Source organism: Solidesulfovibrio sp., from assembly GCF_029978005.1.
Taxonomy (GTDB): Bacteria; Desulfobacterota; Desulfovibrionia; order Desulfovibrionales; family Desulfovibrionaceae; genus Solidesulfovibrio.
Window position 1 is genome coordinate 1 of sequence record NZ_JARKOZ010000108.1, and the last position, 11,816, is coordinate 11,816.

Annotated in this window: 12 protein-coding genes; 8 read left to right on the top strand and 4 right to left on the bottom strand. The window is 68.8% G+C overall.

All coding sequences use genetic code 11. From position 1 onward, the window contains the following. Positions 1–344: 344 nt before the first annotated feature. The 4 genes from Q1K70_RS12410 to Q1K70_RS12425 form a co-directional block, all read right to left on the bottom strand. Positions 345–1,652, bottom strand: a complete 1,308-nt coding sequence (locus tag Q1K70_RS12410; RefSeq protein WP_300159980.1) for a hypothetical protein — start codon at positions 1,650–1,652, stop codon at positions 345–347. Between the two features lie 3 nt (positions 1,653–1,655). After that, complete coding sequence (gene hemC / locus Q1K70_RS12415) at positions 1,656–2,588, bottom strand: hydroxymethylbilane synthase (protein ID WP_300159982.1); 933 nt, start codon at positions 2,586–2,588, stop codon at positions 1,656–1,658. Positions 2,589–2,699: 111 nt separating this feature from the next. After that, entirely contained in the window at positions 2,700–2,936 is a 237-nt protein-coding gene (locus Q1K70_RS12420; RefSeq protein WP_300159984.1) for a zinc ribbon domain-containing protein, read from the bottom strand. Positions 2,937–2,983: 47 nt separating this feature from the next. Next, positions 2,984–3,598: a D-sedoheptulose 7-phosphate isomerase gene (locus Q1K70_RS12425; RefSeq protein ID WP_300159986.1), complete on the bottom strand. Its 615-nt coding sequence runs from the start codon at positions 3,596–3,598 to the stop codon at positions 2,984–2,986. A 147-nt stretch (positions 3,599–3,745) separates the two neighbouring features. Between Q1K70_RS12425 and thrB the strand changes: the two genes are divergently transcribed. The 8 genes from thrB to Q1K70_RS12465 all read left to right on the top strand — a co-directional run. After that, positions 3,746–4,276 carry a homoserine kinase gene (gene thrB / locus Q1K70_RS12430; protein ID WP_300159988.1) on the top strand — a complete coding sequence of 177 codons (531 nt, stop codon included), beginning with the start codon at positions 3,746–3,748 and terminating at the stop codon, positions 4,274–4,276. Then, the gene (locus Q1K70_RS12435; RefSeq protein ID WP_300159990.1) at positions 4,273–4,872 is read left to right on the top strand and encodes a hypothetical protein; all 600 of its coding nucleotides are present in this window, start codon (positions 4,273–4,275) and stop codon (positions 4,870–4,872) included. The genes thrB and Q1K70_RS12435 overlap by 4 nt, the downstream gene beginning before the upstream one ends. A 120-nt stretch (positions 4,873–4,992) precedes the next feature. Further along, entirely contained in the window at positions 4,993–5,532 is a 540-nt protein-coding gene (locus tag Q1K70_RS12440; RefSeq protein WP_300159992.1) for a hypothetical protein, read from the top strand. Positions 5,533–5,637: 105 nt separating this feature from the next. Continuing rightward, positions 5,638–6,927 carry a hypothetical protein gene (locus Q1K70_RS12445; RefSeq protein ID WP_300159994.1) on the top strand — a complete coding sequence of 430 codons (1,290 nt, stop codon included), beginning with the start codon at positions 5,638–5,640 and terminating at the stop codon, positions 6,925–6,927. Between the two features lie 799 nt (positions 6,928–7,726). Further along, entirely contained in the window at positions 7,727–8,551 is an 825-nt protein-coding gene (gene nifH, locus Q1K70_RS12450) for a nitrogenase iron protein (RefSeq protein WP_300159995.1), read from the top strand. A 225-nt stretch (positions 8,552–8,776) separates the two neighbouring features. Then, complete coding sequence (locus Q1K70_RS12455) at positions 8,777–9,916, top strand: ABC transporter permease (protein ID WP_300159997.1); 1,140 nt, start codon at positions 8,777–8,779, stop codon at positions 9,914–9,916. 2 nt (positions 9,917–9,918) lie between these two features. Beyond that, positions 9,919–10,620, top strand: a complete 702-nt coding sequence (locus tag Q1K70_RS12460) for an ABC transporter ATP-binding protein (protein WP_300160001.1) — start codon at positions 9,919–9,921, stop codon at positions 10,618–10,620. Continuing rightward, on the top strand, positions 10,617–11,816 hold a 1,200-nt coding region (locus Q1K70_RS12465), incomplete at its 3' end, for an efflux RND transporter periplasmic adaptor subunit (protein ID WP_300159999.1). The genes Q1K70_RS12460 and Q1K70_RS12465, both read left to right, overlap by 4 nt.

The following is an 11,816-nucleotide window of genomic DNA, read 5'->3' on the forward strand; positions in this document are numbered from 1 at the left end:
CGCTGCCCGCAACCCCGCCCCCCCCCGCCCGCCCAATTCCCCCGACCACGGGCGCCAGCGGCGAAGCGCCGCATTTTAAGAGTAGGTCAGTAAAATTCCTTTAAATCTCGCCCCGCAGGGGCGACGGCCTGGGGGCGGAATTTCGCCTGTCGAGCCTGCCGCGTCAGCGGCGGCACCGGCAGGCCAAATTCCGCCCCCATCTTCGGTCCGCCAACGGCAACCGCACCGGTGACCGCAGCCAACCCCGCCCGCCTACGCCGCCGAGGGGGTCCGGGGGGCATCATGCCCCCCGGTGGGGTTCGGGGCAAAGCCCCGATTCGTCCATCCCGGGCCGCGCCCCGCCCTTAGCGCGGGATATGGGCCAGGCCGACCCAGAGGAAAGAGTAGATGGACATGGCGCACATGGCCAGGGCCAGGGGCAGGGTGACGGGCAGGGTGCGGTTGGCGGCCGGGGCGAAGCGGGCGAGCATCATGCCGGCCATGGCGCCGATGGGGAAGAGGTAGCGGCCTTGGGCCTGGAAGTCGGAGGTCCAGGAGTGCCAGGTGGACTGGAAAACGGTGAGGGCGGCGAAGACGAGGAAGACGAGCACGCCTGTCGTGCCGCCGCGGCCGCCGTGCATGACGAGGGCCAGGGCCAGGGCTCCCATGAGGGTCCACAGCAGGTAGCCCATGTAGCGGTAGTAGATGTAGGGCGCGTAGATCTTCATGTAGTCGTAGACGCCGAACGAGGTGCGAAACGACCAGATGTGCCAGGTCCAAACGGTGAAGAGCTGCGGATAGGAAAGGCCCTGGTCGCGCATGCGCAGGCCCCAGAACTGGGTGCCGGCTTCCTGGGCCGAGGGTTTGTAGTCTTCGCGGGCGTATTTTTCGGCGTTTTGGGTGGGCACTTCCGGCCGGACGGTGCGGTTGAGGAAGACGTTGTGCCCCCAGCGCGCGCCGAAGAGGACGGCGGCCAGCAGGAAGACCACGGCGGCGTTCTTGGAGGCCGCGCCCATGTTGCGGGCATGCAGGCCGCAAACGCCGAAGAAGGCCAGGGTGAAGGCGGCGAAGACGTAGAAGTTCTGCTTGGAGATGCACACGAGGCCGAGCAGCAGACCCATGCAGAGAAGGCGTCGGGTATCCTGGTTTTTTGGAGAGAGCGGCAGCGGCGTGACGGGCGGATCGAGCCGGGCCGTCAGATAGACCATGCAGAAGGTGAGGAAGGTGGGAAAGGCGTCGCCGTTGAAATAGCTGAAGACGTACCAGAGCTGCGGCGTGATGAAAAGCGGCACGAAGGCGATCTTGCGGTCGTCCGGCAGGCGCAGGAAAAGCACCATGAGAACGGCGAAGAGGAAAATGTCGAAAAAGCGCAGGGCGAGATAGTCCTGTCCGGCCAGGGGCAGGATGAGGCTGGCGAACTTGCCGGCGAAAAAATAGACGATGTCGAGCTGTTGCAGGTAGCTGATGCCGTAGTTGCTGAAGGTGTGGGTCAGCCGGGGGTCGTCCATGGCCGGGAAGTCCCAGTACTTGATGAAGTACCGGGCGGCGTTGATGTGGTCCATCTCGTCGGGATGGACGTTGAGACGGCTGCCCGTGGCCATGGCGACCATCATCGCCAGGATGCCGACGGCGAGAAGGCCGAAGGCCAGGTTCTTCAGCAGGCTCCTGGACATGGTTCAGGCGACTTCCTTGCAGACGGCGTCGAGGATGGCCTTGGCTCCACGGCCCAGGAGGGCGTCGGCCAGGGCGCGCCCGAGGTCGGTCGCGTCGGCGCGGCGTCCGGTTACGGCGTCGCGGTAGGTTTCGCCCGAATCGGGGTGGGCGACCAGGCCCGACAGGGTGAGGCCGTCGCCGTCGATGACGGCGTGGGCGGCGATGGGCACCTGGCAGCCGCCTTCCAGCCGGGCCAGGAAGGCGCGTTCGGCGGCCACGGCGTCGCGGCTTTCAGGGTGGTCGAAAAAGGCCAGCATGGCGGCGGTTTCGGGGTCGTCCAGGCGGTATTCGATGCCGAGCGCCCCCTGGGCGGCGGCGGGCAGGAAGCGGGGCGGGGCGAGGCGCACGGCCTTGGGCGCGGCGAGCCCCAGGCGGTTGAGGCCGGCGGCCGCCACGACGATGGCGTCGAAGAGCCCGTCGAGGAGCTTGCCCACCCGGGTGTCCAGGTTGCCGCGCAGGTCGGTGATGGCGAGGTCGGGCCGGATGGCCGCCAGTTGGGCCTTGCGGCGCAGGCTGGAGGTGCCGACGCTCGCGCCGGCGGGCAGGGCTTCCAGGGAGTCGTAACGCACGGACAGGAGCATGTCGCAGGGGTCTTCGCGCTCGGGCACGATGCCGACCACCAATCCTTCCGGCTGTTCGGCGGGCACGTCCTTCATGGAGTGCACGGCCAGGTCGGCCCGGCCGTCGAGGAGGGCTTCCTCGATTTCCTTCACGAACAGGCCCTTGCCCCCGACCTTGGCCAGGGGCACGTCGAGGATCTTGTCGCCCTTGGTCTTGATGGGGAGCAGGTCCACGACGAGGCCGGGATGGGCTTCGCGCAGCCTGGCGGACACGTGGTTGGCCTGCCACAGGGCCAGCTTGCTGCCTCGGGTGGCGATGACGAGCTTTTCGCGCATGCGGTTTCCGAACGCCGGAGAGCGTGGGTTGCACACGGCTGCGGGTCGCCGGCCGACGCGTCTGGCGCGGTCGGCGATCCGGGCCGGTGGTGATTGCTTCGGAGGGCCGCCTCAGTGGCAGGTGGCGCAGCTGCCGCCGGAGCAGCCGGCGCAGCCGCCGCCCGAGGAGGGCGCGGCCGTGCGGGCTCCGGTCTGTCCGCCGCCGGTGCGGGTTCGACAGGCGGACATCAGTTTCTTGGTGTCGCCCGAGGCGCATTTGGGGCAGGGCGGGCAGGTCGTGGCCGAGCTGGACACGATCTCCTCGAACTGCGCGCCGCATTTCTGGCAGGTGTACTCGTAAATGGGCATGGATGCAGACTCCTTGAAGAAAGGGAAGATGGCCGACGACGGACGGCTTACCGGCCTTCGAGGTAGGGTTCGAGCTCCATGACCGCCTCGAAGAGGTAGTGGTCGGTCAGCTTGCACAGCAGGTGGCCGATGGCGATGTGCACTTCCTGGACCAGGGCCGTGCGCTCGTGGGGCACGAGCAGGGCCAGGTCGCAGCAGGTGACGATCGCCCCGTTTTTTCCGGCCAGTCCCATGGTCACGCAGCCCTTCTCCCGGGCGGCCCGCAGGGCGGCCAGGACGTTGGGGCTGTTGCCCGAGGTGGAGATGCCCACCACCACGTCGCCGGGCCGGCCCAAGGCCTGGACCTGTTTGGCGAAGACCTGGTCGAAGCCGTAGTCGTTGCCGATAGCGGTAAGTATCGACGTGTCGGTGGTCAAGGCCACGGCGGGCAGGGGCGGGCGTTCGAGCTCGAAGCGGTTGACGAACTCGGCGGCCAGGTGCTGGGCGTCGGCGGCCGAGCCGCCGTTGCCGCAGAAAAGGATCTTGCCCCCCCGGGCCAGGGACACGGCCATGGTCCGGGCCGCGCTGTCCACGAGCGCCGCGTTCTCGCTGAAAAAGCGGGCGCGAAGACTGATCGCTTCCTCGTTGTAGGCGGCGATGAGCCGCATGGCGGTGTCGGACATGGCCTCCCCTTGGCGGCGACGCCGGTCGGGCGTCGCGTCGGGACCTTCTTAGCCAATGGGCGCGGTTCTGACAACGCGTAAGGCCGGCTAGGCATCCGCGTCGAAAAAGGCTAGGGTCGCCAAGGCCGCTTCAGGCCGGACTCGCGCATGGAACCATCGCTTTTGGCACGGATCTCCGACGAGGGCTGCGTCAGCCTCATCGGCATGGCCGGGGCGGGCAAGTCCACCCTGGCCTCGCTGCTCGCCCGTCGCCTGGGCTGGGCCTGGCTGGACACGGACCGCCTCATCGAGGCCACGGCCGGGGCCAGCCTGTCGGCCCTGCTGGCCCGTCTGGGGCTCGAAGGCTTTTTGCGCCTGGAGGAGGACGTGGTGGCCGGCCTTTGCGTCAAACGCTGCGTGGTGGCCACCGGCGGCTCGGTCATCTACGGCCCGAGGGCCGTGTCCCGGCTCAAGGCCTGCGGGCCGCTGGTCTTTTTGTCCATCGACCTGGAGACGTTCCTGCGCCGGGTGGGCGACCCGGGCCAGCGCGCCTTCGTCGTGCCGTCGGGGCTGACCCTGCCGGACGTCTTCGCCGAGCGGCAGCCGCTCTACGCCGCCGCCGCCGATCTGACCGTAACGAGTTGCGGCGTCTCGCCCGAGGCCTGCGCCGATCAAATCCTGGAAGGTATCGCTTCGTGACCGCACCGTTTCCCGCCTCGCGCCGCCGGGTCGTCCTGGCCAAGCTGGCCAAGCTCTACGCCGACATGGACGCCGCCTACGCGGCCGCCGCGTCCGCGGCCGGGCTTTCCTGCGCCGGCTGCGCCGAAAACTGCTGCCTGAGCTTTTTCCAGCACCACACCCACGCCGAATGGCTCTACCTGCACGAGGGCCTGGCCGCCCTGCCGGAGGCACGCCGCGAGGCCTACGTGCAGCGGGCCAAGGACTACGTCGCCGCCTGTCGCGAGGCGCTCTCGCGCGGGGAGACGCCCCGGGTCATGTGTCCCGTAAACGACGACGGCCTGTGCGGGCTCTACGGCCACAGGCTCATGATCTGCCGGTTGCACGGCGTGCCCAACGTGCTCATCGGCCCCATGGGCGTGCGCGAATTTCCGGGCTGCGGCCCGTGTCAGCGCCTGGCCGCCGACGGGACGGGCCTCAAGGCCATGGACCGCACGCCGCTGCTCAAGCGCCTGGCGGCCCTGGAGATGGAGCTGTGGGGCAGCCGGCCCGGCCGGCCGGAGAAGGTGGACATGACGCTGGCCGAGATGCTCCTGGCCGGCCCGCCCGGGAAATAGCCCGGTGTGGCGTTCCTTGGAGGATGCGCCGGTATTTTGATGCAGTGCGTTGAATGGGCTGGTTCATGCCCGGGGATGCGTTTCGAGGACATGCCACGAGGAGTTTCGGGGGAGGGGAAGATGCGCCTGACGCGACGCCTTTGTTTCCGGTTGCCGCCGGCCGCCCTCGCGGCCTGCCTGCTGGCCTTGCTGGCCGGCTGCGCCACGCTGTCCGTGTCCCACCTGGAGTCGCGGCCCATCGTCGGCGCGCAGCCCAGGACCATCGCCATGAAGTTCTGGCGGTTCGAATTCACCGGGGCGCTGTCCGGCGACGCCTACGTGATCCGCGGCCGGGCCACGCCCGTGGCCGGCGACCTGCCCCCTTGGGTGGACCGGGCCGAGGAGATCACCTTCGCCGCCTATCTGCGCGATCCGGCCGGCAAGGTCCTGGCCAAGGCCGAGAAGTCCTTTCCGGCCATGGCCCTTTCCCCGGACGCGGTGGTGCCCTTCGAGTTCGTGCTGTCCCCGGCCGGGACCGCCGCCGGCGACTACGCCATCTCCTTCGGCTACCGGACCCTGTTCGGCTCGGCCAAGGCGCGAAGCGCCCTGGGCGGCACGTCCGGGCCGCCGCCGGCGGGATCGGTCTTTTTCGCCGGCGAGGGCGCGCTGCTCAAGCAGTGAGCGTCGACGTGCCCCTGCTTCTTGCCAGCCAGGCCGGCGCGGCGTAGGGTGCGGCCTCCTCCCGGGCCGGCCGGGACGGCCAACCCTCTTGCCGCGCCGACAGTCATGAAACGCCGTATCCTCCGCCTTCTCGGCATCGTCCTCCTCGTCGCGGTCCAGGTCGTGGCCGTGTGCTTCGTCGTGGACTTCTTCTTTCGCCGCTACGAAAAGGAGCACGTCTTTTCCTACGCCAGGAAGGAGGCCGATTCCTATTCCCTGGAGGCCATGCTTCTCAACGACCACGGCGACGTGGTGACCAAGAAGAAGGCCCCGGGGGAGTTCCGCATCCTGGCCATCGGCGACTCCTTCACCTTTTCCGTGACCCAGCCGCAGTACGGCCTGTGCGCCGCCATGGAAAAGGAGCTCAACGCCATGGGGCTCGACCGCCGCGTGCGCGTGGTCAACCTGGGCTTTCCCTCCATCTCCTTTCCCGAATATCTCGAACGCTTCTACTTCTGGAGCCAGGCCCTGGAGTACGACGCGGTGGTGTTCAACGTCTATCTCGGCAACGATTTCAACGACGTGCGCAAAACGCCCTACGACCCGGCCGCGTTCGGGCGAAAGCTCGCCGACCTGTGCCGCCTGGGCATGGCCTACGGGGCCTACACCCTGGTGCCCCACCAGTACCCGTTCCGGTTCATGGATTTCGTCAAGGCCCAGGTGCTCTTCAAGCTCCAAAGCGACAAGGCGCTGCGACGCCTGCTCTTTCTGCCCGACCTCGACGCCCTGGGCGTCCTGCCCGACGGGGCCGACCCCCGCTACCGGTCGCTTCTGCCCCTGACCCCGGACCAAATGGCCTCGGAGCGTCGCTCCACCATGAAGCCCTTTTTCGCGGACACCATGTTCGCCTACGAAAACGACATCCCCTGGTACGAGCTCTTGCTGGCCACGGCGGCCAGGCTTCACGCCTCGGGCAAGCCGGTGCTGGTCATGCTCTCCCCGCCCGAGGGGGCCGTGTCGCCGCAGGTGGGCGAGCCCGCCGCAAGGGCGCTCGGCAAGGACCTCAAGGACGCCGATCTGGGCCTGCCCGGCCGCGTCACCCGGGAACTGGCCAGGCTTGTCGGCCTGCCCCAGGACGACATCCTGGACCTGACGCCGTGCCTGGCCGGGACCACGCCGGACGGCCACGGAACCTACTCCGGCCGCGACACGCACTGGAGCCCCGAGGGCAACGCCTGGGCGGGAAGCCTGGCGGCCCGGACCGTCGCCGCGCGCTGGTTCGGCCGCGCCGGAGCCGACGCCGCCTGCCCCCTGGCCGCGCCGGCCTATGAGCCCCTTCCCCCGGGCCAGACCGTCCCCGTGCCCGAGGCGGCGGCCCTGGCCGCGTCCATCGTGTCCGGCTGCCCGGCGAAGTAAGGCCCCGCACATCAGGGCAGGCTGAACGGACCGGCGCGCCCATCGTGTGGTTGCCCGGCGATGGAAGACCGGCGGATTTCCCGGCTGCCCGGGGAAGTCGGGTCGACCGATTTTCCGGCGTCCCGACAGGGGCGCCGCCGGCCGGGCGTCCCCTTTCTCCGACACGCGGACGTCGCGGTCACCTACCAAATTGTTCCGGAACGTACGAAAACGTGGGCCCAGCGTCGGCAGCCTGGCGACTGCGAAGCGTTTTCCGGCCGCGCCTGGCTTGCTCCGGGCCTTGCCGGAGTTTGGCACGAGGTTTGAATAAAGTCTGGCAACCCCAGTGACCAGGGCATGCGGCCGGATGGGGCGTCCTCCTCCTGGCCGGCGGCATCCCGCGCTTCTTGACTGATCGGCTTTTGGTTTCCGTGTTTGGCAGCAAAAACGACGTTGCATCGGGCGGCGTCGTTTTTGTTTTTTCGTTATGGCCTCGATAATGGAAGGTGTGTCGATACACCAAGGAGAGAGTTGTCCAAAACTTTCCTCGAACACCTTTTTTACATGATTGGTGTTCATTCCGATTTGTAGAAATGTCGTTACGTTAAAACATTTTTGTTTTCGCACGCATCCGAATATTTTCGTGCTTTTGCGTAACTTCTTCGTATGCCATGGTATTTCTGCTCTGGTACGGGCCGTGCTTTGCCTGCGGCAGCTTCTTGCAGGGGGGCGACGTTCGGAAGGGGCGAAAATTGCGCGCGCTCCTTCCGGCGCCGCCGGTAGAAAATCTGTATACAAAAGGTTTCGGAGGTCCATAGGGATGCGTAAGATCGCCATTTACGGCAAGGGCGGCATCGGCAAGTCCACCACCACCCAGAACACCGTGGCCGGCCTGGCCGAGATGGGCAACCGGGTCATGGTCGTGGGCTGCGACCCGAAAGCCGACTCCACGCGACTGCTTCTCGGCGGTCTGCAACAGAAGACCGTCCTCGACACCCTGCGCGAGGAAGGCGAAGACGTCGATCTCGACGACATCCTCAAGGTCGGCTTCAAGGACACCCGCTGCACCGAGTCCGGCGGCCCCGAGCCCGGCGTGGGCTGCGCCGGCCGCGGCATCATCACCTCCATCAACCTCCTCGAACAGCTCGGGGCCTATCAGGAAGACAAGAAGCTCGACTACGTCTTCTACGACGTTCTCGGCGACGTCGTGTGCGGCGGCTTCGCCATGCCCATCCGTGACGGCAAGGCCGAGGAGATCTACATCGTCTGCTCCGGCGAGATGATGGCCATGTACGCCGCCAACAACATCTGCAAGGGCATCGTCAAATACGCCGACGCCGGCACCGTGCGCCTGGGCGGGCTCATCTGCAACAGCCGCAAGGTGGACAACGAACGCGAGATGATCGAGGAGCTGGCCAAGCGCCTGGGCACCCAGATGATCCACTTCATGCCCCGCGAAAACCAGGTCCAGCGCGCCGAGATCCACCGCAAGACCGTCATCGACTACTCCCCCGAACACGCCCAGGCCGACGAGTACCGGGCCCTGGCGAAAAAGATCCACGAAAACGAAATGTTCGTGGTGCCCAAGCCCCTGTCCATCAACGAACTGGAAAAGCTGCTCATCGATTTCGGCATCGCCAACTAGCCGTTGCGCCCTGGCGCATCGGACGTCCCGCGCCGGAGGGCCTCCGGCTCCTGGACCGGCACGGCCGGCCCCGGTCCAGGGAAGCGGTCGGGCCGCCGCCCGTGGCCGCCCCGGCGGACATGCCTGCCTGGCGGCCGCCGGCCGGGGCGTTTGCGGTCAACTGAAGGTGCGTCGGCCCCTTTACGGGGAGAGGAGGATGGGGTAGCGCCGAAGCGGCGGCAACCCATGACCATCCGCATCGCGCTGCGAAACCTCCTGCACGACCGTGTGCGCCTGGCCGTGACGCTCACCGGCGTGGTCTTCGCCGTGGTCCTCATCGCCGTCCAGGGCGGCCTGTTCGTCGGCTTCACCCAGGCCACCACCTGCGTGATCGACAATACCGAGGCCGAAATCTGGGTGGCCTCGCGCGGCGTGCGCAATTTCGACGTCACCCACCCCCTGCCGCCGCGCAAGTTCCACCAGATCCTGGGCGTTCCCGGCGTGGGCCGGGCCGAGCGGGTCATCGTGCGTTTCGCCAACTGGAAAAAACCCGCCGGCGGCCGCGAATCCGTGGAAGTCGTCGGCTTCGACCCGGGCTCGGGCCTGGCCAGGCCCTGGAACGTGCCGGCCGGGGCCATGGCGGCCCTGAAGCTCCCGGACACCGTGGCCGTGGACGCGCTCTACCTCGAAAAGCTCGGCATCGCGGGCGGCAAGGGCGTCGGCGAGGCCGTGGAGATCGGCGACCGCCGGGCCAGGGTCGTGGCGCTCACCTCGGGCATCCGCTCGTTCACCACCTCGCCCTACGTCTTCGCCTCCTACGAAAACGCCCTGCGCTACACCGGCATGGAAGACGGCCAGTGCACCTACGTCCTGGTCCGCCCGGCCCCGGGCGTGGCGGTCGAGGCCCTTCGCGACGCCATCCGGCGGAACGTGCGCGACGTGGACGTGTTTACCCGCGAGGAGTTCGCCGGCAAGACCCGCCACTACTGGATGTTCACCACCGGGGCCGGCATGGCGCTGCTCATCGCCGCGTCTCTCGGCCTCGTGGTCGGCGGCGTGGTGGTGGCGCAGACGCTGTACGCCACCACCATGGACCATCTGGCCGAGTTCGGCACCCTGCGGGCCATGGGCGCGCCGGGCGGCTACATCCATCGCATCATCGTCATCCAGGCCGTGGCCGCCGCCCTGGTCGGCTACGGCTGCGGCATCGTGGTCAGCTTCTTCCTGGTGGATCTGGCCGCCCGGGGCGGGGCCTCCATCGTGCTGCCGCCGGTGCTGGCCGTGGGACTTTTCTTTCTCACCGTGGTCATGTGCGTGACCGCCGGGCTGGTCTCCATCCGCAAGGTAACGACCATCGACCCGGCCATGGTCTTCCGGGGGGCGTGAACATGACCGCCGGGGAGACGCTGCTCGAGGCCAAGGGCGTGGCCAAGACCTTCACCCTGGGCAAGGTGGAGGTGCCGGCTCTGCGCGGCGTGGACGTGTCCGTGCGCGGCGGCGAGGTCTGCCTGCTCATGGGGCCGTCGGGCTCGGGCAAGACCACGCTCCTTTCCATCCTGGGCTGCATCCTGTCGCCGAGCGCCGGCAGCGTCTCGGTCATGGGCCGCGACACGGCCGGCCTGCCCGAACGGGAGCTGGCCAAGGTGCGCCTGGCCCACATCGGTTTCATCTTCCAGAGCTACAACCTCTTCCCGACCCTGCGCGCCGTGGAGAACGTCCAGGTGGCCCTGGACTTGCGCGGCGTCTCCGGGACCGACGCCCGGGACCGGGCCCTGGCCGCCCTGGCCTCCGTGGGCCTGGCCGACAAGGCCGACGTCCTGCCCAGGGATCTAAGCGGCGGCCAGAAGCAGCGTGTGGCCATCGCCCGGGCCCTGGTGGCCGAGCCCGCCGTCATCCTGGCCGACGAGCCCACGGCGGCCCTGGACTCCGAGACCGGCCGGGCCGTCATCGCGCTTGTGCGCGAACTCGCCGTCACCCGGGGCAGTTCCGTGGTCATCGTCACCCACGACCCGCGCATCGCCGACTTCGCCGACCGCGTCGTGCGCATCGAGGACGGCCGCATCGTCGCCAACGGAGAAAAAACGCCATGATCCAGCGCCTCGTCCTGCTGCTCCTCGCCGCCGCCATGGTTCTTGGCGGGGCCTGGTGGATGTCCCGCGGCGGCCCGGGCAAAAGCCGCCCGGCTCCACCGCCCCAGGTTGCGGCCTCCTCCCCCGCCCCCGCGTCCGCGCCAGCCGCGCCCCAGGCCGTGCCCTGGGTGGCCGCGCCGGGCCGGGTGGAGCCTCTTTCCGAGGAGATGCGCCTGGGCTTCGACATGGCCGGCAAGATCCGCGAAGTGCTGGTGGAGGAAGGCGATCGGGTGCGCCAGGGGCAAGTGTTGGCCGGTCTGGCCGCCGACGAGCTGCCCGCCCGGGTGGAGGCCGCCGAGGAGACCCTGGCCGCAAGCGAAGCCGCCTTCGCCAAGACCGTGGCCGGAGCCCGCGACATGGAACGCAGGGAGGCCCGGGCCGCCGTGGACGAAGCCAGGGCCGTGCTGGAGGTGGCGCGCAAGGAAAACGAACGCCGCCGCCGGCTCCTCTCGCGCGAGGTGCTGTCCAAGGAGGAGGCCGACCGGGCCGAGCGGGAGGCCCGGGTGGCCACCGAACGCCTGGACGCCGCGCGCCAGCGCTTCCGCCTGGTGGACGACCCCACCCGCGAGGAAGACGTCAAGCGGGCCATGGCCGAAGTGGGCGAGGCCCGGGCCAGGCTCGAGGAAGCCCGCGCCCTGGCCGAAAAAGGCGTCATCCGCTCGCCCATCGACGGCGTGGTGCTGCGCAAGCACCGCCGGGCCGGGGAAATGGTCTCCGTGTCCTTCGACACGCCCGTGGTCACCGTGGGCGACGTCAGCCGCCTGCGGGTGCGCGCCGACGTGGACGAACGCGACATCGCCAGGATCGCCGTGGGCCAGAAAGCCATCCTCATGGCCGAAGCCTACGGCGACCGGCGCTTCCTCGGCCACGTCTCCCGGGTGGCCGGCATCCTCGGCAAGAAAAACGTCCGCACCGACGACCCGGCCGAGAAAAACGACACCCGCATCCTGGAGACCCTCGTGGACGTGGACGAGCCGGCCGACCTGCCCGTGGGTCTGCGCGTGGACGTTTTCTTCATCACCGCGCCGGGCGGGGACGAACGTCTCCCGGCATACCGCCCCGGTTGTGAGGGAGCGGGGCGGAGCCCCGAACCCCACCCGGGGGCCTGCTGGCCCCCGGCCCCCCGCGGCGGGGGGGGCGGGCGGGGGGGGCGGCGG